The 19,504-nt window shown below is 53.4% G+C and carries 22 protein-coding genes and 1 pseudogene; 5 read left to right on the top strand and 18 right to left on the bottom strand.

Annotated elements, in window-relative coordinates; translation table 11 throughout:
* The first annotated feature begins 148 nt into the window (after window positions 1-148).
* A complete protein-coding gene (locus TRICHSKD4_RS14195) occupies window positions 149-685 on the top strand; it encodes a hypothetical protein (RefSeq protein ID WP_040616899.1) in 537 nt (178 codons plus the stop codon).
* 74 nt (window positions 686-759) lie between these two features.
* On the opposite strand, the gene TRICHSKD4_RS14190 is transcribed toward TRICHSKD4_RS14195, so the two are convergent.
* Together TRICHSKD4_RS14190 and TRICHSKD4_RS32355 are read right to left on the bottom strand one after the other, a co-directional pair.
* Window positions 760-1,275 (bottom strand): hypothetical protein, encoded by a 516-nt coding sequence (locus TRICHSKD4_RS14190; protein ID WP_040616898.1) that lies wholly within the window; start codon window positions 1,273-1,275, stop codon window positions 760-762.
* Window positions 1,272-1,532, bottom strand: a complete 261-nt coding sequence (locus TRICHSKD4_RS32355; RefSeq protein WP_040616897.1) for a helix-turn-helix transcriptional regulator — start codon at window positions 1,530-1,532, stop codon at window positions 1,272-1,274. The genes TRICHSKD4_RS14190 and TRICHSKD4_RS32355 overlap by 4 nt, the downstream gene beginning before the upstream one ends.
* Window positions 1,533-1,620: 88 nt before the next feature.
* Between TRICHSKD4_RS32355 and TRICHSKD4_RS14180 the strand changes: the two genes are divergently transcribed.
* Both TRICHSKD4_RS14180 and TRICHSKD4_RS30280 read left to right on the top strand, forming a co-directional pair.
* Window positions 1,621-2,070: a helix-turn-helix domain-containing protein gene (locus tag TRICHSKD4_RS14180; RefSeq protein WP_139052125.1), complete on the top strand. Its 450-nt coding sequence runs from the start codon at window positions 1,621-1,623 to the stop codon at window positions 2,068-2,070.
* Between the two features lie 236 nt (window positions 2,071-2,306).
* Window positions 2,307-2,900 carry a hypothetical protein gene (locus TRICHSKD4_RS30280; RefSeq protein ID WP_139052124.1) on the top strand — a complete coding sequence of 198 codons (594 nt, stop codon included), beginning with the start codon at window positions 2,307-2,309 and terminating at the stop codon, window positions 2,898-2,900.
* On the opposite strand, the gene TRICHSKD4_RS14170 is transcribed toward TRICHSKD4_RS30280, so the two are convergent.
* Complete coding sequence (locus tag TRICHSKD4_RS14170; RefSeq protein WP_009759644.1) at window positions 2,797-3,498, bottom strand: hypothetical protein; 702 nt, start codon at window positions 3,496-3,498, stop codon at window positions 2,797-2,799. The two genes, TRICHSKD4_RS30280 and TRICHSKD4_RS14170, sit on opposite strands and share 104 nt — an antisense overlap.
* Before the next feature lie 268 nt (window positions 3,499-3,766).
* Here TRICHSKD4_RS14170 and TRICHSKD4_RS14165 point away from each other — a divergent pair, with 268 nt between their 5' ends.
* A complete protein-coding gene (locus TRICHSKD4_RS14165; RefSeq protein WP_009759643.1) occupies window positions 3,767-4,042 on the top strand; it encodes a hypothetical protein in 276 nt (91 codons plus the stop codon).
* Window positions 4,043-4,323: 281 nt separating this feature from the next.
* Window positions 4,324-5,304 carry a site-specific integrase gene (locus tag TRICHSKD4_RS14160; RefSeq protein ID WP_009759642.1) on the top strand — a complete coding sequence of 327 codons (981 nt, stop codon included), beginning with the start codon at window positions 4,324-4,326 and terminating at the stop codon, window positions 5,302-5,304.
* Window positions 5,305-5,460: 156 nt separating this feature from the next.
* Here TRICHSKD4_RS14160 and TRICHSKD4_RS14155 read toward each other — a convergent pair whose 3' ends face one another.
* The 15 genes and pseudogenes from TRICHSKD4_RS14155 to TRICHSKD4_RS14085 form a co-directional block, all read right to left on the bottom strand.
* Window positions 5,461-6,273 (bottom strand): outer membrane protein, encoded by an 813-nt coding sequence (locus TRICHSKD4_RS14155; protein WP_168157031.1) that lies wholly within the window; start codon window positions 6,271-6,273, stop codon window positions 5,461-5,463.
* A 227-nt stretch (window positions 6,274-6,500) separates the two neighbouring features.
* A complete protein-coding gene (gene glmM / locus TRICHSKD4_RS14150; RefSeq protein WP_009759640.1) occupies window positions 6,501-7,844 on the bottom strand; it encodes a phosphoglucosamine mutase in 1,344 nt (447 codons plus the stop codon).
* Window positions 7,845-7,994: 150 nt separating this feature from the next.
* The gene (ftsH, locus tag TRICHSKD4_RS14145; protein ID WP_009759639.1) at window positions 7,995-9,917 is read right to left on the bottom strand and encodes an ATP-dependent zinc metalloprotease FtsH; all 1,923 of its coding nucleotides are present in this window, start codon (window positions 9,915-9,917) and stop codon (window positions 7,995-7,997) included.
* A gap of 227 nt (window positions 9,918-10,144) precedes the next feature.
* Complete coding sequence (gene tilS / locus TRICHSKD4_RS28195; RefSeq protein WP_009759638.1) at window positions 10,145-11,485, bottom strand: tRNA lysidine(34) synthetase TilS; 1,341 nt, start codon at window positions 11,483-11,485, stop codon at window positions 10,145-10,147.
* Entirely contained in the window at window positions 11,457-12,383 is a 927-nt protein-coding gene (gene ybgF / locus TRICHSKD4_RS14135; RefSeq protein ID WP_009759637.1) for a tol-pal system protein YbgF, read from the bottom strand. Before ybgF ends, tilS begins: the two co-directional genes overlap by 29 nt.
* Before the next feature lie 171 nt (window positions 12,384-12,554).
* Window positions 12,555-13,046 (bottom strand): peptidoglycan-associated lipoprotein Pal, encoded by a 492-nt coding sequence (gene pal, locus TRICHSKD4_RS14130; protein WP_009759635.1) that lies wholly within the window; start codon window positions 13,044-13,046, stop codon window positions 12,555-12,557.
* Window positions 13,047-13,188: 142 nt separating this feature from the next.
* Window positions 13,189-14,538 carry a Tol-Pal system beta propeller repeat protein TolB gene (gene tolB / locus TRICHSKD4_RS14125; RefSeq protein WP_009759634.1) on the bottom strand — a complete coding sequence of 450 codons (1,350 nt, stop codon included), beginning with the start codon at window positions 14,536-14,538 and terminating at the stop codon, window positions 13,189-13,191.
* Between the two features lie 31 nt (window positions 14,539-14,569).
* Complete coding sequence (locus tag TRICHSKD4_RS30785; protein WP_009759633.1) at window positions 14,570-15,475, bottom strand: hypothetical protein; 906 nt, start codon at window positions 15,473-15,475, stop codon at window positions 14,570-14,572.
* Between the two features lie 6 nt (window positions 15,476-15,481).
* Window positions 15,482-15,934, bottom strand: a complete 453-nt coding sequence (tolR, locus tag TRICHSKD4_RS14115; protein ID WP_009759632.1) for a protein TolR — start codon at window positions 15,932-15,934, stop codon at window positions 15,482-15,484.
* A gap of 3 nt (window positions 15,935-15,937) precedes the next feature.
* Window positions 15,938-16,644, bottom strand: a pseudogene (gene tolQ, locus TRICHSKD4_RS14110) (protein TolQ).
* A 247-nt stretch (window positions 16,645-16,891) separates the two neighbouring features.
* Window positions 16,892-17,350, bottom strand: coding sequence for a tol-pal system-associated acyl-CoA thioesterase (gene ybgC / locus TRICHSKD4_RS14105; RefSeq protein WP_009759630.1), 459 nt, complete (start codon window positions 17,348-17,350; stop codon window positions 16,892-16,894).
* A gap of 38 nt (window positions 17,351-17,388) precedes the next feature.
* Window positions 17,389-18,429 (bottom strand): Holliday junction branch migration DNA helicase RuvB, encoded by a 1,041-nt coding sequence (gene ruvB, locus TRICHSKD4_RS14100; RefSeq protein ID WP_009759629.1) that lies wholly within the window; start codon window positions 18,427-18,429, stop codon window positions 17,389-17,391.
* Window positions 18,419-18,664: a hypothetical protein gene (locus TRICHSKD4_RS14095; RefSeq protein WP_009759628.1), complete on the bottom strand. Its 246-nt coding sequence runs from the start codon at window positions 18,662-18,664 to the stop codon at window positions 18,419-18,421. Before TRICHSKD4_RS14095 ends, ruvB begins: the two co-directional genes overlap by 11 nt.
* Window positions 18,661-19,278: a Holliday junction branch migration protein RuvA gene (gene ruvA, locus TRICHSKD4_RS14090; protein WP_009759627.1), complete on the bottom strand. Its 618-nt coding sequence runs from the start codon at window positions 19,276-19,278 to the stop codon at window positions 18,661-18,663. The genes TRICHSKD4_RS14095 and ruvA overlap by 4 nt, the downstream gene beginning before the upstream one ends.
* Window positions 19,275-19,504 (bottom strand): crossover junction endodeoxyribonuclease RuvC (locus tag TRICHSKD4_RS14085; protein WP_040616930.1); only part of this gene is annotated, 230 nt, incomplete at its 5' end. The genes ruvA and TRICHSKD4_RS14085, both read right to left, overlap by 4 nt.

Here is a 19,504-nt window from a genome sequence, read left to right as displayed (position 1 = left end):
GCTGAAAACCCGGCTGCGCCTTGGAAATCGCAGTGCAACGACTTAGCGGCTGATGCTGTCATCCCCCACCTGCCTTTCGACTAGTGGAGATTCTCGACCCCTGGCGGGGTTTGCAGCTTTTCCCAAGAAACAGGTTTAGGAGGGTGTCATGATCGACATCATCGAGATGCTGACACGCGACCCCAATGCTCTCGGCCAAGGCCTTCGACATGCCAGCACCGCCCTCGACATTGTTAAGAAGCTTAAAGCCCTTACGGAGCGACCGAAGCTCCCAAACCGTGAAGAGCTTCAGCCGCTTGTCACGGAACTTATGCAGCAGATTATGGATACGAAGCTGGCGAATATGGAGCTTCAGGAGCAACTGCTTCAGTTCAAACAGGCGGCTCTGGACACAGAAAAACTGCAAAACAAACTTGACCGCTATGAGCTTTGGGAAACGGCCTCGGGTAGCCTCGTGTACCGCCTTAAAGAAGAGCACGCAAAAGAACAGCCAAAGCACTACGCCTGCCCAAAATGCTATGAGAATGCGCACATAAGCATTCTGCAGGGAGGACAGCACGAGAAGCCCTGCCGGGTATGCGAGAAGTTTTCGAATGTATATTTTTTTGAGCCAAAGCCCGAAGCGAAGCGGGTAAAGCGTACGCTGAACGTGGACTTCGGCTCTCCCCACTTCAACGACACCTGAATTGTCATTGGTCGGTGCTGGCGGTAGGACTCTCAGCCAGCTCTGTTTTATCCCGGATGAAGGAACAAATCTTGTCATTCCCCGCCCTCCTTATCGGTAACGGGCAAGGGAGAGCCGGCTTTCAATTGAGACTGAACTTCCAAAAGCTTGCCAAGCGCGTCTTCAATGGCGCTCATGACAGCGGGAAACTCCACCTCTGACGGGCCAGCGACTTGGCGGGCAATGGCGGTTCCAGCTTCCAAAAGGGCAACACCCGCTGCTGCCAACTCATACTGCCGGGCATTGGCTGACGTATCCGGTTCCGGAAGCTTGACGAACCGCCCGCCCGCTAACCGACACAGCTCATGAAGCAATGCTGGCACTTCACCCGACTGCTTTCGGTCAAGAATGATGTCAGCCAGCACATCAACCGGCATGTATGTCGCTTGGTGCCGCTCACTTCCCGTGTTGCTGTAGTCGGAGAGTGTATTGCGCCCGACACGGGTAATTGTTGCCGTACTTTCCTGACCTCCGCACAGCTCGATACTGCGTTGGGTCGCAATCTTGATCCGCCTGAGTGCGTTGGGATCTGCTGGACGGGGTGCGTTCATTGATCCACCCCGCAATTTTCTTCAGCTCTGCGGGATGACTTATTGTTTCTCGAGGTGGAAACTAGGTTCAAATTCAGGAGGTCAACCGCCGTGACAGCTCCAGCAGTTTCCATGACAATCAATCGCACAAGGCGTGCAGACGGCAATCGTTTGCCACTACAAATCCGCGAAATTGTAGAGGCACTAACCCGGACCTTCTCGCCGAAGTCATTCCCGGTGATGCCTTCTCGTTTCAAGTATGTCTTTAGCGCAACCATTTAGCAATAATTGCCGCAATATTACCTTTAAGGCAATATATTTGATCAAAAACCATACCCATCAGATTGCCAAATAGGCGCTAGACCGTTGATTTTAACGGGCAATAATTTAGTTATGCCCAAGAGCCCTATTTCCCTAGCCAAATCACTTACCGGCCTCACCGGTGAGAAACTCGCCGAAAAACTAGGCGTATCAGCAACCCACCTGTCACGGATGGGAAGCAACAAACGACGAATAACCACTGAACACATCGAGAAATTGGCGGAAATCAGCGGGAAATCTGTAGATGAATTCTACAGCCTGTTGGGCACTCATCCCGCAGACATATTAGAAGCACAGGAAGCACTTAGCGGCCATTCAGCTAACGATGCGCTATTAATTGATCCGAATCTTTTCAAAAAAGCATACGAACGAGCACGTGCCATAGAACAAACCATGCTTGGTGGGCGCGGCTCCAATGCAGACTTTGCGATAATATTAGAGCAGGCTTATTCGGACATAGCAGCTCAACACGCCCCCGTTACTGAAGAAGATTGAGCCATGCATTTTCGACAACTAGCTCCGCTTTACAAAAACAAGTCTCCGTACAATCCAAGTGATATTTTATTGGATACGCTCGCCTCTATCAGGCAGGAAAAATTGGACGGCATTGCGCAGGCGATTTGCTACAGAGTTGCTCGTCATTATCAGGTGGACCAACTTACTGATGAACAAGTGATCCAGTTCGATGACTTAATTAGGCCTTTGATCATGGCGTCTCGCCTACAGCGCTTATGCGCGATCAAGATCACCTCGGTATGAACATGAATGGAAAAGTGGTTTCGCTTGATATCAAAGCGATATCGAACGGCTTCGCTGACGAACTATCAAAAGATCTTTTGACTTCTTGGGAAGCTAGCAAAGGTCACCTCCTTGATGATTTATGCTACGCATTGCCCAAGTTAGTATTGCTCGATCCAGCCAACGCTGACGGTAACTCTCCTGATATTCTCTATTGCGGGGAAGAAGCACTGGCCGCAAAGATAATGGGCAGGGAATGGGCAGATAACGCTGAAACAGCCGCAGCCGCCTTTGATCGAGACTATAGAGAGTTAGTTGGGCGACAATACACAATAGCGCACAACACACAGCGCCCCGCTTACGACCTGGTCACCACACCATTCAAACTAAAAACACACAAAATAGACCTGGTCTATGAGCGCCTAATCCTGCCCGTCTCAACCAAGGCGGGAGCGAATATTATAGCCTGTTACTCTTTTTCCTCTAACCGCTACATTCAACAGTTTCATCAAGAATCAATTGACGAATTCCGTGTTGATCAACGGCCACAAAATACAAGTCATGCAGATCCGTTTGCTTCGGTTTGATCTTCCACGTGATGCCTTTTGGATAAACAATCGAATAACCCCAACGCGCTGCGTAGCCGCTCCGAACTTTATCAGGACGCATCCAACCATAAATTAAGTCTGGCTTCCATTCATCGTAGACAAGAAGAAGGAGCCAGCGCTGTATGAGGGCAAGCAAGTTACCTCCGCGATACTCCTTTGAGATCCACCCATCACCAATATATGCAAATGCCCCCTTGAGGCCGGACGCATACTGACTGCTGTTTTCATCAAATGTTGCGAACGTGCCCAGCTTCTCCCCGGGATATAACCTAAGCCAGTGCGCAGCCAAGAAAGTTCTTAAATCCCAACCCGGCACGCTATCACGTCGGGCAGCGACCATTCCAACGGGAGCGCCATCTTCATTATATGCGGCGATTACCATTAGCTGGCCGGGTGATAGATCATTTGCGTTCCGAGCAAAGTGATGGCCCAAACTGCCTTTGCCAATCAGCTCGGCAACCTCTTCCATTGCCGCAATATCATGGATTAGCCGGACCGCACTTATCCTATTGAGCGCATGGATTTGTGCTTTTAATTGAGCGGATGCATCTTGAAGTTCAAGCTTATTGACGATCACGCGAACTACTCCCTCTTTGAATTTTGACACAGTCTCCCCACCGGGTTGGGCGGAGAATTGCCATTATATTCAGCCATTTGATCAATTTCTTACCGAATCGATCAAACCAATATTACCTATTTGGCAATTTATTGTCAGAATATTGCCGCTACTTTGATCCGCGTGACGCGTCCTCCTACCGAAAGAGACCGGCATAACGGCAATCAAAAAGCAGTCACAAAATCTGCCGAACACCAATCGTTTTAGGGATTATTCAGGAGGTAGTGGAATGTGGGAACTGATCTTCGTCATCGCAGGACTAAATGCCCCATACATCGCCATTGGAACTTCCGCCGCATTAACCGCACTGATCCTATTCCGCGAATGCAGCGGCTCTCGTCAGCGCCATCAATTCAATGCTTGGCCAGACGTAAATTCCTCTGAACAGTTTCCCGCCCCGCAAGAATGCCGTCGTTTGCCGTCCTCCTCCCCGGCAGACGACAAGAAAGGCATGGGGCCCGCCCGGCCTCTGCGCTCCCCCCTGAAGCGCAGAGGCCGCACTTGAACCAACAAGCACGCCCCATCGCGCGCTCCGCTGCCCTGAAGCCGGAACACCGGCCAGGGCAGCACATCATTTCCAACCGTCAGCACTGAGGCGCACCAGATGAGCAGCTTGCGAGACATTCTTCCGAGATATTACCTTCCTGGCGAAGTTGCCGAATATGTTGGATGCTCTGAGCGACGAATTAGAGAGATCGCCCGACAAATTGGCGCTTGCCATGTGTTCGGCAAAAGCATGAAGCTGACCGCAGAAGATGTGCAACGGATAGTGGAGGCGCATAGACCATGCCACTCAAGCTCTACAAACGAGGCGAAGTCTGGCACTACGCCGGAACTGTTGCCGGACATCGACTACGCGGATCTTGTCGAACGACGCAAAAAACGACCGCGCAGCAAATCGCCGCAAAGGTCGAAGCGCGGTACTGGCAAAGTCATCTCAATGGCCCAGAAGCAGTCCTGACATTTGCGCAAGCAGCTCTCCTCCATCGCGAGGCCGAGAAGTCCGACAGGTTCCTTGTTCCAGTTGAAGACTACTGGAAAAACACTCTGGTCAATCAAATCACACCAGGCGCAATCAGAAAAAGCGCCCTCGATCTTTACCCCAATGCCGGTGCGGCGACACGAAACCGGCAGGTCATTGTTCCCACCCAAGCCATCATCAATCACGCTGCTGAACTGGAACTATGCTCCAGAGTTTCTGTTAAGCGTTTCCCCGTTGAGCGGAAAGAAAAAGAGCCGGCAACTGCGGTTTGGATCGAGCGATTCATGGTCTCCGCCAATCCTCACTTGGGCGCATTGGCATTGTTCATGTTCTGCACTGGCGCACGCATTTCAGAAGCGCTCAATGTGCATTGGGAAGACGTATCCCTAACAGATCGAAAAGCCCTCATTCGCCAGACGAAGATCATGGACGAACGCCGAGCGCATCTACCTGCCCACCTGGTTGCCGCTATGGCCAACATCGAAGGGGATCGCACAGGTAAGGTATTCAAATACTCCTCGCGTGACACCGCCAAAATACAATGGAACAAGGTGATCAAGCGAGCAGGAATAAAACACCTATCCTTTCACGCCTGCCGTCACGGCTTTGCGACGACAATGCTTCAGGCCGGTGTGGACCCGGTCACCGTTGCAAAGCGCGGAGGGTGGAAAGACACCCAGCAGCTCTTCCGGACCTACGGCCACGCAAGCGAAGACAATGGTGTAATCGATCGGGTTTTTGACACACCAGTGGCACACGCCAAAACTGCAAAGAAAATAATATAATAATTACAATGATTTAAATGAATGCTCGCTACCCCTCGTTGGGGAGGGGTGTCCCACAGTCAGGAGTACGGGCATTCTGGAAGCGCGTCAAACTTTTTACGCAAAGAAAAGGGTCGGTAGATGTCCGACCCTTTCCAAACTCTTTTCTGCGTGCGATCAGAAGTTGCTGCTGATCGGTCCTGAAGGATAATAAGCAGGAGCTGCTGCAGCGCCACCACCAAAGGTGTAACGCGCACCTAGCCGGAACTCATGTGCCGTTAGGTCTTTGTATTCCATCCGACTATCTTTCGAGCCCACATTGTGAAGAATTGTGGTCTTGGCTTCACCGAGATCCTTATAGCGGTATCCCGCATCAATCGCGAAATTATTCGTGACGGCGTAAGAAGCACCAGCCATCAAGGCCCAAGCAAAGTTCCATTCACCGTTCGAGCCGTCGAATTGATACGGAGTCGTTGGGCTTCCGGAATAGAAGTCGCTCGTGTTCACATAGGCGGCTCCGATACCAGCGCCTACATATGGTGTGATTTTGTTCCAGGTCGCCAGATCAACATATCCGTTGAGCATAACTGTCCAAACATCTATGTCAGCTGTATCCCGTGAAGTGCTACCACACGGATGAGCACATTCAACATACCCGACTGCTTCAGCCGCTGCTTCATAGTCGATAGTAAGGTCAGTACGAAAATATTTGTTGAATTTATAACCAACGCCGACGCCAATCATCCAGGTATCATCAAGACTTTCCCGATCATACCGAATGTCGCCGAGGGTGGTATCGCTGTATTCCTGGGTCGGATCCCCATAAATCTTATAGCCGATATCACCACGCAGATAGAACCCGCCGCCAACAGCGGCTGGAGCCGGTATTTCTGGCACGTGTTCGATGATCGGTGCCGGGAGATCGGCGGCGATGGCCGCGGTTGACATGACCGCAGCAGCGCCAGCCAAAGACAATCTCTTTAAAAACATGTCCATGTCCTCGTCTTCAGTTCAAGCATCCGCATGTCAGCTGCGGTTCGCACTTGAGTCACCTTGGGATCATGGTGAAAATTGATTAAGACGAACTTAACCCTGTTCTTTAACTGCGTTTTTTTACCTTAATTAAACCTTACCATTCAGAAATATTATTTACATTTTATAAAGAAAAAAGGCGTGCCCGACAGCACGCCTGTTTATCATTTCAATAAGTGCAACAGTCAGGCTGCGGACTGCGCCACCACGTCAGATATCTCATTGACGACTTCCCGCACCAAGGCGGCATCGTCCCCTTCTGCCATAACCCGAATTAGAGGCTCTGTCCCGGAGGCCCGAATGACAAGACGCCCTTCCTTCCCAAGGCGGGCCTCGCCCTCAGAAATAGCGGCTTTGACACTATCAAGTTCCAAAGGCTTTCCACCCGAATAACGCACGTTCTTCAAGAGCTGCGGAACCGGATCAAACCGTTTACAGACTTCTGACACCGGGCGATCTTGATCTTTGATACAGGCCAGAACCTGCAGTGCCGCAATCAAGCCGTCCCCAGTTGTCGTAAAGTCAGACAACACAATGTGACCGGACTGCTCCCCTCCGATATTAAACCCGTGAGATCGCATATGTTCCACCACATAGCGATCCCCCACTTTTGTCCGGGCAAGTCCTAGGCCCAAGCTTTCAAGATAGCGCTCCAGCCCGAGATTTGACATGACGGTTGCAACAATACCGTTGCCAGCCAAGCGGTTCCGCTTGTACCAGAACTGCGCGATGACCGCCATCAACTGATCACCATCAATGACCGCACCGTTTTCATCAACAATGATGACCCGGTCTGCGTCACCATCAAGCGCAATGCCGATATCGGCACGGACTTCCTGCACCTTGCGCGACAGCGCCTCGGGATAGGTGGAGCCGCATTCCTTGTTGATGTTCGTACCGTTTGGCTCGACGCCTAAGGAAATAACTTCAGCGCCAAGCTCCCACAGGGCTTCAGGAGCCACCTTGTAAGCCGCGCCATTTGCGCAGTCGACAACGACACGCAGCCCCTCCAGGCTCATCGCCCGCGGCAAGGTGCGCTTCGCAAATTCAACATAACGATGCTGAGCGCTGTCGATCCGTTTCGCCCGCCCAAGCTCGGAAGCATCCGGGAGGTAGGAATTCAGGTCGCTGTCCATGAGCTTTTCGATCTGCATCTCCACCTCATCAGACAGTTTGAAGCCATCGGGGCCGAAGAATTTGATGCCGTTGTCCTGAAAAGGATTGTGAGATGCAGAAATCATCACCCCCACATCTGACCGCAAAGACCGGGTCAACATTGCAACTGCGGGTGTCGGCATTGGACCGAGTAAGAATACATCCATTCCAACAGAGGTAAAACCGGCGACAAGTGCGTTTTCGATCGTGTAGCCGGACAGGCGTGTGTCCTTGCCGATAACAACACGATGTTTGTGCCCGCCGTTCTTGAAGGTCAAACCAGCAGCCATGCCGACCTTGAGTGCAGCTTCTGCTGTCATTGGCGGCACATTGGCACGACCACGAATACCGTCGGTTCCGAAATACTTTCGCATGAAAAACTCATCCCTTGCGTATTGTGAGGGCTTCTTAATCCCTTAAACGCTGATCGGCAGTTCAATTATTGTGTTTTTCTGTAACGTTTGGAAAAGAAAACGCCCGGTCAATCAACCGGGCGTCTCCATAATTTTGAGAATGGATCAGGGTCAGGCCTGTGGTTGAGGCTCCAAACCACCACCACTTGGCTCATCGCCGCCGCGCTTTGCTCCAGCAGATGGAACAGCAGAACCGCGACCAACCGGCTGGTCATCATCCGTGTCGCGCACAGGTGGCTTCCCATCCAACAGGTCTTTGATCTCGTCACCCGACAAGGTCTCATACTCAAGCAAACCTTGCGCAATCGTGTGAAGCTGATCCTCATGATCTGTCAGGATCTTCTTCGCCGTTTCATATCCACGGTTCACGAAAGACTTGATCTCGGCATCAACCACCTTTTGCGTTTCATCAGAGACGCTCTGGTTTTTGGCAACCGAATGTCCAAGGAAGACCTCTTCCTGATTTTCACCATAGAGAAGAGGACCCAACTTGTCGGACATGCCGAACTGGGTCGCCATGGCACGAGCCAACTTGGTAGCCATCTGAATGTCGCCAGAAGCACCCGATGTCACTTTCTCATAGCCAAAGATCATTTCTTCAGCCACGCGGCCACCCATCGCAACGGCAAGGTCTGCCTTACACTTAGCGCGCGTCAGGGAAACCTGATCCTTTTCCGGAAGGCGCATAACCATACCGAGCGCGCGACCACGAGGGATGACCGTCGCCTTATGGATTGGATCAGATGCTTCTTGATGCAAGGCAACAAGTGCGTGGCCAGCCTCGTGATAGGCGGTCAGCTTTTTCTCTTCCTCGGTCATGACAAGCGTCCGACGTTCGGCGCCCATCATCACCTTATCCTTGGCGTCTTCGAACTCGCTCATGGTCACCAGGCGCTTGGAGCGACGCGCCGCAAGCAGAGCTGCTTCATTGACGAGGTTCATCAGGTCCGCACCAGAAAAGCCCGGCGTACCACGTGCGAGTGTCTTCACATCGACATCCGGAGCCAACGGCACCTTGCGCATGTGAACCTTGAGGATCTTCTCACGGCCAGTGATATCCGGATTTGGTACCACGATCTGGCGGTCAAAACGGCCCGGGCGCAGCAATGCCGGGTCCAAAACGTCCGGACGGTTTGTCGCCGCGATGATGATGATGCCCTCATTCGGCTCAAAACCATCCATCTCCACGAGAAGCTGGTTCAACGTTTGCTCGCGCTCATCATTGCCGCCGCCAAGGCCTGCGCCACGATGACGACCAACCGCATCAATTTCATCGATGAAGATGATGCAAGGTGCGTTTTTCTTGGCCTGTTCGAACATGTCCCGAACGCGGCTTGCACCAACACCGACAAACATCTCAACGAAGTCAGAACCAGAAATCGTGAAAAACGGAACGTTTGCTTCCCCGGCGACGGCACGCGCTGTCAGGGTTTTACCGGTACCAGGAGGACCGACAAGCAAAACTCCACGCGGAATACGGCCACCAAGGCGCTGGAATTTCTGCGGATCGCGAAGAAATTCGACGATCTCTTGCAGGTCTTCCTTGGCTTCGTCAATGCCCGCAACGTCTTCGAACATGACCCGGCCATTGGCCTCAGTCAGCATCTTGGCCTTGGACTTGCCAAAACCCATCGCTTTGCCGCCAGAACCTTGCATCTGCCGCATAACGAAGAGCCAAATACCCAAGATGATCAACATCGGGAACCAGGAAATCAGCGTCCCGACAAGCGAAATGCCCTCTGCTTTGGGTCGTGCGTTAATCGTTACGCCCTTACCCTGAAGCGTCTCGACATACTGCGCTCCGTCCGGTGCATAAGTTTGGAACGCTCCGCCACTGACGAAATGTCCTGTGACCTGCTGCTCCTGAATGGTGACATCCCTGACATCACCTTGCTCGACCCTGTTCAGGAAGTCCGAAAACGGAATGTCGTTCGTCGCACCGGTTTGCGCCGGGCTTTGAAACAGCTGAAACAGAGCGATCAGCAATAGGGCGATAATCACCCACAATGCGAAATTGCGAAAATGTGCGTTCATTTCTTTCCCTCGGCCATCCGGTATGGCCTGTACACGGGGTTCCACTTAGGAGCCAAGATAGGTCGGCATGAAGGCTATGCCAAGGCGGTGCGCCATTCTTGCTCAATCTCTTTGAGTTTTTTCTTAAAATAAGTCGAGTTTTTATCGGTGATTATGCCGATGTCGCCTCATCAAGAGAATTTGATTGGCAGGCAAAATAATCTGGCGCCCGAAAAACGGCTGTACGCCTAGGACTTTCGTCCCACAATCTGAATTTTCAAACCGTCCAAATTGCGGTTGCGATTCGCATAAAGGCCCGGCACCAGCAACAAGCGCTCGTTCTCATAAATGGCAAGTGATGCCCGAAACGCCTCCTTAGGCCATGGTGCACAATCAGCAAACTCTTCTTCCGGCTTGGGAGCCGTAATCAATTGGCCGATTGACATGGCATCTCCGAGCTCACCGAACTGGTCTTCCAGCGTTATTTCGAACCGACCGTCCCAAATACGCCGCCTGCAACCATTCATGAACTTTGCAAGGCCGACGGAGGGAATTTCACTTCGCCCGACTTCTTTCCAAACCAAAAGATGACGGACAGTCTTTGACACTATGCATCCGCTCATAGTTTTCTTGAGCTGAGCTTGTTTTTGTAGGTCAGCCTCCAGTGCTTCAAGTTTTGAAAGTCTGGAAGGATACTCCATTCCAGCAGTCGCGGACAAAGCCTGGGACAACACACGAAGGCGCATCTCAAGTGGTAGATTCTGCCAGGCATCAAAACAAATTGCCAATGGCCCTGCTGGATGCTGTGTCACACGTGTTGACCAAAAGCTTGAAACCCACTCTTCCAAAGCCTCGCGGGCTCTTCGCATCCGCTTTGCAGTCTCCGCAAGTCCGTCTCGAGAAAGGCCTTCATCCGAAAGGCCTTTGAGCAATTTTCTGAGGCGAACGCGCTTATAGGCTTCAACCTCGTTGCTTTGATCTTCGACCCAACTTTGCCCTCTCGCCTCTAACGACAAAACAAGCTGGTCTTTGGAGAGTGAAAGCAATGGCCTAACGATTTGAAGCCCATTTGGACCTTGGTGTTCGACGGAAGCCATCGCACTTAAGCCATAGACACCGCTCCCACGGGTCAATCGGTCAAGAAATGTTTCCGCTTGGTCATCAAGGTGATGTCCGAGAACCAGCGCCTCGGAGCTGCTCTCTTCCATGTGCTCTGCGATAAGGGCATAGCGGGCTTCACGCGCCCGGCCTTGGAGGTTTGAAAGTGCGCCCTCAGGTCGCCATTCCAAAATTGTATGTCGGACCTGTAAGCTGCGGCAGATATCAGAGACAAACCGCGCCTCCTTCGCGCTTTCTGCCCGCAAACCATGATCAACAGTCACCACATCAAGTGCGCCGGACCATGATTGCCGTTTTTTCCATTCGACCACAAGAAACAAAAGCGCAAGGGAATCGGCACCGCCCGACACGCCTAATGTGATCGACTTATAAGGGGAAAGAATATCCAGAAGCGGATCGATATCCGTCGGCGCAAGAGCGCTCACATCAAGTCCCATCGCTTTAAGCGCAATTGGCCCTGCGCTGTTCATCACGCGCCTGCAAAAGCAGAGCCGGAGCCGCGTTCGGGAATTTATTCAAAAGTTCTGTGAAAGTCGCACATGCGGCGTCAATCTCGCCAAGACCACGCAGAGAGACACCGAGCTTCAAGAGGCTATCAGCGGACTTTGATGAATTGGGGTGATCTGTATAGGTTTTGAGAAAGGCGTCTGCCGCATCCCGATAATTGTTTTGGGCAAGCAAGCTTTCGCCCAACCAATATTGGGCATTGGAGGAGAGCTGGTGCCCGGGATAGTTCGACAAAAAGGCCCGAAAACCGTTTTCAGCGCCTTGGTAGTCACCGTTCACCGCAAGACCATAAGCACTGTCATAATCGGTGCGCGGATTTCCGGTGGCAATCAATCCGGCAATTTGATCACCTGTATCCGGGACCGTTTGCTCAGGAGCAACAGACCTCAGTGCATTGCTGCCACCGGGATTGATCTGACCATTGGCAAGCGCAGATAGGTCGATGGGACCGCCGGTCGTCTCTCCGCCGGTTCCATCTTGATATCCACCCGTTTGATCCCAATTCCCATCGCCGGATCCATCAACTGGCAACGTGCCCAAGATACCCGTAGACCCGGCCTGAGCCGTTGAATTTCCGGACGGTGCAAGATCGGATCGTTTGCCATTGGGCGCGCTTTCAAGTTGCTGGAAGCGATACTCATTGTCTTCCTGCATACGCCGCATTTGTTCCTGCATTTCGCGCAATTGATAGGTCAATTGCTCGATCTGGCCGGTCAACCGACGCAAACGCTCTTCCATTTCATTGAGACGAACGGCTGAATCGTCATTTCGTTTTCCAAACAGCTGCGCTTGGGACGGCATACTGGTCATCACCACCAGCAATGCAGCCAAACCCATCACGAGCACTCGTGCTTTTCCCATTCCTTCCTCCGAGCAGCGGCAAATCCATGCCGACAGATGTCACCCAAATACCGATACCACAGGGCGCGTCGAGTTCGGCCAAATTTTGACAGGATCACGAAAAAGGCCATCAGATCGTAATCTGATGGCCCACTTGTCTTATTAGCCCGTCGGTATTGACGAAGCCAAGGCTTAGTTTGTCGCGTTGTTCAACACGGTTACAGCACGGCGGTTCTGGGTCCAACAGCTGTCATTGTTACACACAGCAACAGGCCGTTCTTTGCCGTAGGAAATGGTTTTGATACGCGTTGTAGAAATGCCGCGAGATACAAGATAGTCCCGAGCGGAGTTCGCACGGCGGGCCCCGAGTGCAAGGTTGTACTGACGAGTGCCGCGCTCATCCGCGTGACCTTCAACAGTAACCGTGTATTGGGAATAACGGTTCAACCACTGAACCTGTTTGTCCAATGTGGCGCGGGCCTGCGAAGACAGGGTTGACTGATCTTCAGCAAAATAGATCCGGTCGCCGACATTGACCACGAAGTCCTGTCCACTGCCCGGCGCAACATTACCTGCGCCGCCTGCCAGATCCGGCTTGGTCTGGGCACATGCAGCCAAAAACATCAGGATAGCCACGGTCGCGAACAGCTTCGCACCTCGACCAAGTTCGCTTACTAAAGCCATTCTCATCTCCTACTGCCAGCCACCCGCCCGACTGAATGTCCAGCTGCTATCCAACTATGGTTAAGGCGGCGTTGGCAAACATGGTAAATTTTTACCTAATTTACGAAAGCGAACCAGAAATTCCCGGTTCGCCCATATTGGTTCAATCGATCAAGGGTGACCATGAGGGGTCGGACGCAAAGGCTGGTGTGTTCACACGCTGCTCATTGTAACCCGTCAAATCTACGGTCCAAACCTGCGGCCCACCATTTGCGCCCGGTGTGTCGCGGAAGAACACCAGAACACGGCCGTTTGGTGACCAGGCTGGACCTTCATTGTGATAGCCCTCGGTCAAAATCCGCTCACCCTTGCCATCCGGTTTCATTACACCAATCATGAACCGGCCCTGATGCATTTTTGTGAAGGCAATCAGATCGCCGCGCGGGGACCAGACCGGGGTTGAATAGCGGCCTGGACCAAACGAGATCCGCAGCGGATTCCCGTCATTTCCACTCATGACATAGAGTTGCTGGGTTCCACCGCGATCGGATTCAAACACGATCCGGCTGCCATCTGGCGAATAGGACGGGCTCGTATCAATTGCGGCTGTGTTTGTAAGCCGTGTGGTTCGACGCGAGCGCAAATCCATTTTGAAGATATTGGCATTTCCGCCTTGCTGAAGGCTCATGACAACACTTTGTCCGTCCGGCGAAAACCGCGGCGCAAAGGTCATACCGGGGAAATTGCCAACGATCTCGCGCTGTCCGGTCTCAATATTCAGGAGATAGACACTCGGGTCTGCCCCTGAATAGGACATGTAGGTGATTTCCTGGCTGGTCGGCGAGAAGCGCGGCGTCAGCACAAGGTCATCGCCTTTAGTCAAATAGCGAACATTCGCGCCATCCTGATCCATGATGGCTAGGCGCTTGACCCGTTTGTCCTTTGGCCCCGTTTCGTCAATATAAACAATCCGGGTATCAAAATAGCCCTTTTCACCGGTCAACCGCTCGTAGATCGCATCGGCAATGATGTGAGCCAAACGACGCCAGTTTTCTTCCGTGGTAAAAAACTGCTGTCCCAACATCTGCTCAGAAGCAAAGACATCCCAGAGCCGAAACTCAGCCCGCAGGCGACCATCGGCTTGCTTGGACACAGTGCCACTGACCAGAGCCTGAGCGCCAATTGTCCGCCAATCCCCGAAACGCGGCGTGGTGTTCACATCCATGTTTTTCTGGATGAAACTGGCCGGATCCAATGGCTTGAAAAGACCAGAGCGTTTCAGGTCTGCCGTGATTACACCGATCATGTCCGATGCAAGCTTTGGGTCACTGCCAGCCGCTGCAAAATCAGGCAGGGCAATCGGCAGGGGCTCGATGTTGCCTTGGGTAATATCAAGCTCGATCAAGGCACGCGCCGGGCCAAGGGCCGTAAGCAAACCCGCAAAGGCCACCAGCATCAAGCACGCGACACGAGCGGCCAACTGCAAACCGCGAATACTGACTGTTGAACGCATAAGGCCTTCGACTCCTTGGTAATGCGACATACTAACCGCCCAAAAGCTCCTTGGGATCGAAATTCAGGATGACTTCCTCCCACGCATCATACTTGGCAATGGGAAGGGAATAAGGCGCGCAGCGCATGATAGCGCGCACGGCACTGCTCGCAGCGGCCCGGAAGGCCGGATTTGAGCTGTTGTTGATCACTTCCGGACTGCCCGATACACCTCCGGATTGATCAAGATTAAACCGGACGCGCACCCGCAAGTCTTCCGCTCCTGCAGCCCCAACAGGTGGGTTCCAACAGGCCGATACCTGACCACGCAGGGCATCCAGCTCTGACTGTGTCATCTGGACATTTTCCTGCCCACGGCGAGATCCAAGTGACACAGGTTCTTGCGAAGCAGACGAGGCCCCACCTTCCGGCTCAACCTTGTTCAAAAGCGCCGAGATCTGGCTGTTGAAATTCTCTTGGCGCTGCGGCTCTGGACGCGGTGGCTTCGGCTTGGTCCGTGGCCGCGCCTGCGTGATGATTGGCTGCGGTTCCGGAGCAGGTGCAGGTTCCGCCTCAGGGCTGGGTTCAGGTGCGACTTCAGGTTCCGGCTCTGGTGCCGGTTCCGGTTCTGCCACGGGCTCTGGTTCAGGTTCCGGGGCAGGTTCGGGCGCCGGGGCTGGCGGTGTCGGTTGCTGGACTTGCTGTTCACCTGGCCTTTCAGCCGGAGTGGGAACATCTTCCACAGGCGTTTCACTTGGCTGCAGAGCTGCAACCTCGCGAATTTCCTCGGCAGTCTTTTCGCCCTTTTGCAAGCGCGTCAGCTCTGCAATCGGAACGAGTTCGACAGGAAGCGGATCCACAGACGGCGTCGGCAAGGTGTCAGCACCCGGAAAGACGATCAGCCCCCAGAGGAAAATGGCCGAATGGCCCGCCACGGATGCAATAAGACCGACACGCATGGCGCGTTACGAATCCTGTTCTTCAAGGGTCACAAGGCCAAGGCGCTTGAACCCGGCAGCATTGATACGGCCCATGACCTTCATCATGGTGCCATAGTCAGCGGTTTGATCACCGCGCACATAAATCCGCTCTTCGTAGCCATTTTCAGCAATGGCCCCGAGTTTCGGAACCACTTCTTCCAACGCGATTTCGGTGTCTTGAATGAAGATCTGTCCTGCGGAGTTGATCGAAATCGTTATCGGCTCAGTGTCGCCTTCCAGTGCTTTTGCCCGTGTCTCGGGCAAATCAATCGGCACTCCCACAGTCAAAAGTGGCGCTGCAACCATGAAAATGATCAACAGCACCAGCATGACATCCACGAATGGCGTCACGTTGATTTCGCTGATGGGTTGGCTACGCCGACGGCGGCGTCTCCGTCCACCACCTGACCCGCCCCCGGATGCGACATTCATGCCCATGGCTTATACGCTCTGGTCTATCTGACGGGACAGGATTGCAGAAAACTCGTCCGCAAAGCCTTCCATTCGGCCTACAACCTTGCCAACGTCTGAGGAAAACTTGTTGTAGGCGATCACCGCCGGGATTGCGGCAAGCAGGCCCAGCGCGGTCGCAAAAAGCGCTTCCGCAATACCAGGCGCAACGACAGCCAAGTTTGTGCTTTCTGCATTCGCGATTGCCTGAAACGCGGTCATGATGCCCCAGACAGTTCCGAACAGGCCAATGAATGGTCCGGCAGAGCCGACAGACGCCAAGATCAACAGACGGCTTTCAAGCCGCTCGGCCTCACGCTGGATGGTGACATCCATCACGCGGTCAATGCGCTGCTGCAGGCTGGCGATGGCCGGGCGCGCGCCTTCATGGCTGCGCTTCCATTCGCGCATGACAGCAACGAAAATCGCGGCCATACCGTGATTGGTCCGGTTCTGCAGCGTTCCATAGAGATCTTCCAGAGACTGCCTGACCAGAACACCGTTTCAAAGCGGTTCATCTGACGTTTGGCGCGCATATAAAGCAACGCCTTGTCAATCATGATCGCCCAGCACCATACAGATGCAACGACCAGACCGAGCATGACAATCTTTACGACAATATGGGCTTGCCAAAACAGCGAGAAGAAAGACAGATCCCCTTCTGGCGCCGACAGTGTCGTCTGAACAAGTTGTTCCATTGAACCCTTAGACCTCTTGGTCGAAAAAATACCGCGCGCTTTTCAAGACAGGCAAATACAGCGCTGACCCGCAGGCCAGTCTCGCAGCCTCCTTGACGCCGGATTTTGGCGAAACTGGGACTTCCTGCTTCGAATTACATCAGCCCTAGAGGAATCAATTATGGTTACCGCAGCCTTAACAGGGCGCGGATTCCCGATAACTTTTTAGTAATATTGCGAACTTGACGGATAATCGGGACAAAAAGCCTCAGCTGGCCGGGGTGATTTTGCCAAGGCTTTCACGCATCCGTTCTGTGAGACGCGTTGGCCGGCCCTCAGATGTGATCACCGCGACTGTGACATTTGCACTGACAAGTTTTTCGACTTCCCGCCAGATTTCCTGATGGAGTTCGATTTTTGCGCCGCGTGCCGATAATAGCTGTGTGCGCACTGTGAGCACATCATCAATCGTTGCAGGTCGAGCAAAATCGAGGGTCATGCCACGGACTGCAAAAGCAAGTGAGCGACCGTCTGCCCCACCCTCTTGCAATTCAGCGTGGTGAATGCCGATCATCCGGAGCATATCGGAACGGCCACGCTCAAAAAAACGCACATAAGATCCGTGATAAACGATCCCGGTAAAGTCTGTATCTTCGTAATAGACCCGAACGGGAAGGATATGCGTGCTATCTTCGAGGCGTCCTGCCAAATCCGGCCAATTGCTCACATCTGTCTCCTCAATTGCCCGGGTAGTTGAGTAGCCGACTAGTCCGGTTCACTGAACAGGCCGAGTTGCGGCATATCCGGGCGGTCAGGAACAGCGAGCCCCAAATGGGAGAACGCAACATTGGTCAAAACCCGGCCGCGCGGCGTTCGTTGCAAAAACCCATTCTGGATCAAGTAGGGTTCAACGATTTCTTCGATGGCATCGCGCGGCTCTGACAAGGCCGCTGCAATCGTTTCAATGCCTACCGGCCCACCCCCAAAGTTGCGCGCAATCTGATTGAGATAACGCCGATCAAGGCTATCCAGCCCGGCAGCATCCACTTCCAGCTGCGACAGCGCTTTGTCGGCCAGCGCTCGGTCAACGCTATCAACGCCCTCAACAATTGCAAAATCCCGGACCCGGCGCAGCAGGCGACCTGCGATACGCGGTGTTCCACGAGAACGCTTTGCAATTTCCGTTGCACCATCATCAGCCATTCCGACACCCACAATGCGGGCACCTCGTTTGACGATGTGTTCAAGCTCAGGCTGCGTATAAAACTCCAGCCGCACCGGTATCCCGAACCGATCACGCAAGGGTGTGGTCAAAAGGCCCAATCGAGTGGTTGCAGCAACCAGCGTGAACTTGGCAAGATCGATCTTCACGGAACGGGCGGCAGGCCCCTCCCCTATGATCAGATCAAGCTGGTAGTCCTCCATTGCCGGATAAAGCACCTCTTCAACTGCTGGGTTAAGACGGTGAATTTCATCAATGAAGAGAACATCCCGCTCTTCCAGATTGGTCAAAAGTGCGGCCAAATCCCCAGATTTGGCGATCACCGGTCCGGAGGTCGCCCGAAAATTGACACCAAGTTCCCGCGCCATGATTTGCGCGAGTGTTGTCTTGCCCAAACCCGGAGGGCCAACAAACAGCACATGGTCAAGCGCCTCGCCCCGAGCCTTGGCTGCCTCGATAAAAATCTTCAGATTAGCACGCGCCTGCGCCTGACCGACAAAGTTATCCAGTGCCTGCGGACGCATGGTACTGTCGATCTCATCGCCCCGGATTTCCGGCGTAACAAGCCGTTGATCATCCGACATGACTTACCATCCAAAACAGCAGCACCAGCAAGAACAGCGAGTAGGCAACACGCATCGCATAGTATTTGCGATACTGACTGCGAACATAAGGATCATCCGTTTCGATCTTACGCCCTTTCATGGCGTAGTTTCGCCCGACAACCGTCAGGGAGAACCGATGGTCGAGATACATGATGCCCCCGAGGCCAGCGACGATAAAAAAGATGGCAATGGCGGCATAAGTGAAGGCAATCATTGCGCCAGTTCCTTCAAACCGAGGCGGATCAGGGTTTCAGTCGTGGCATCCTCGCCCGCGCTTTGGACCGCTCTCGCGACAGCAGCGGCAGCCTGCGGCTGACCGTAGCCGAGATTGGTCAAGGCAGACACCGCTTCAGCAACAGGTCTCGCAGCAACATCGTCTGAGACACTCTGGCTGACAGCGACCGTCGCATCATCAACGCTCGCATAGCTGGGTGCCTTGTCCTTGAGTTCTGAAAGGATGCGCTCAGCCACCCGCTTACCTACCCCTGGTGCCCGCGTGATGGTCGCCTTGTCCGACAAGGCAATCGCATTGGCAATTTCACTTGCCTTCAAAATCCCAAGAATACCAAGAGCGACTTTTGCACCGACACCCTGCACGGTCGTCAGCAGGCGAAACCACTCTCGTTCAGCTTCATCACCAAACCCGAACAGGCGGATCATGTCTTCGCGGACAACCGTTTCAATGAACAGGACCGCCGCTTCGCCAGCACGCGGCAAACTCTGCAAGATCCGAGATGGGCAATGCACCTGATACCCGACACCATGCACATCGATAATGACATGGTCACCGCCGTAACTATCTATGGTGCCTTTCAGCTTACCGATCATGCTGCACCCCGTTTGTTCATGACTGTTGCAGCCACTTTTCGGTGATGGGCATGGCAAATGGCAATGGCCAATGCATCAGCAGCATCATCGCTGTTGAAAACCGCCTTTGGCATCAGCACTTTCACCATGGCACGGATTTGGTCCTTTTCGGCATGCCCCGTACCGACCACGGTCTTTTTCACCAAGTTTGGCGCATATTCGGCAACAGACAGCCCCGCCAGCGACG

It is taken from the genome of Roseibium sp. TrichSKD4, assembly GCF_000148725.1.
Taxonomy (GTDB): domain Bacteria; phylum Pseudomonadota; class Alphaproteobacteria; order Rhizobiales; family Stappiaceae; genus Roseibium.
Note: the sequence above shows the minus strand (reverse complement) of the source record. Positions and strands in the feature narration are given on the sequence as shown.

Excerpts from the sequence above, each read along its gene's own strand:
- TRICHSKD4_RS14195 (WP_040616899.1), top strand. The coding sequence starts at position 149 with ATGATCGACATCATCGAGATGCTGACACGCGACCCCAATGCTCTCGGC.
- TRICHSKD4_RS14190 (WP_040616898.1), bottom strand. The coding sequence starts at position 1,275 with ATGAACGCACCCCGTCCAGCAGATCCCAACGCACTCAGGCGGATCAAG.
- TRICHSKD4_RS32355 (WP_040616897.1), bottom strand. The coding sequence starts at position 1,532 with ATGGTTGCGCTAAAGACATACTTGAAACGAGAAGGCATCACCGGGAAT.
- TRICHSKD4_RS30280 (WP_139052124.1), top strand. The coding sequence starts at position 2,307 with ATGCGCGATCAAGATCACCTCGGTATGAACATGAATGGAAAAGTGGTT.
- TRICHSKD4_RS14165 (WP_009759643.1), top strand. The coding sequence starts at position 3,767 with ATGTGGGAACTGATCTTCGTCATCGCAGGACTAAATGCCCCATACATC.
- TRICHSKD4_RS14160 (WP_009759642.1), top strand. The coding sequence starts at position 4,324 with ATGCCACTCAAGCTCTACAAACGAGGCGAAGTCTGGCACTACGCCGGA.
- TRICHSKD4_RS14155 (WP_168157031.1), bottom strand. The coding sequence starts at position 6,273 with ATGTTTTTAAAGAGATTGTCTTTGGCTGGCGCTGCTGCGGTCATGTCA.
- glmM (WP_009759640.1), bottom strand. The coding sequence starts at position 7,844 with ATGCGAAAGTATTTCGGAACCGACGGTATTCGTGGTCGTGCCAATGTG.
- ftsH (WP_009759639.1), bottom strand. The coding sequence starts at position 9,917 with ATGAACGCACATTTTCGCAATTTCGCATTGTGGGTGATTATCGCCCTA.
- tilS (WP_009759638.1), bottom strand. The coding sequence starts at position 11,485 with ATGAACAGCGCAGGGCCAATTGCGCTTAAAGCGATGGGACTTGATGTG.
- ybgF (WP_009759637.1), bottom strand. The coding sequence starts at position 12,383 with ATGGGAAAAGCACGAGTGCTCGTGATGGGTTTGGCTGCATTGCTGGTG.
- pal (WP_009759635.1), bottom strand. The coding sequence starts at position 13,046 with ATGGCTTTAGTAAGCGAACTTGGTCGAGGTGCGAAGCTGTTCGCGACC.
- tolB (WP_009759634.1), bottom strand. The coding sequence starts at position 14,538 with ATGCGTTCAACAGTCAGTATTCGCGGTTTGCAGTTGGCCGCTCGTGTC.
- TRICHSKD4_RS30785 (WP_009759633.1), bottom strand. The coding sequence starts at position 15,475 with ATGCGTGTCGGTCTTATTGCATCCGTGGCGGGCCATTCGGCCATTTTC.
- tolR (WP_009759632.1), bottom strand. The coding sequence starts at position 15,934 with ATGGGCATGAATGTCGCATCCGGGGGCGGGTCAGGTGGTGGACGGAGA.
- ruvB (WP_009759629.1), bottom strand. The coding sequence starts at position 18,429 with ATGTCGGATGATCAACGGCTTGTTACGCCGGAAATCCGGGGCGATGAG.
- TRICHSKD4_RS14095 (WP_009759628.1), bottom strand. The coding sequence starts at position 18,664 with ATGATTGCCTTCACTTATGCCGCCATTGCCATCTTTTTTATCGTCGCT.
- ruvA (WP_009759627.1), bottom strand. The coding sequence starts at position 19,278 with ATGATCGGTAAGCTGAAAGGCACCATAGATAGTTACGGCGGTGACCAT.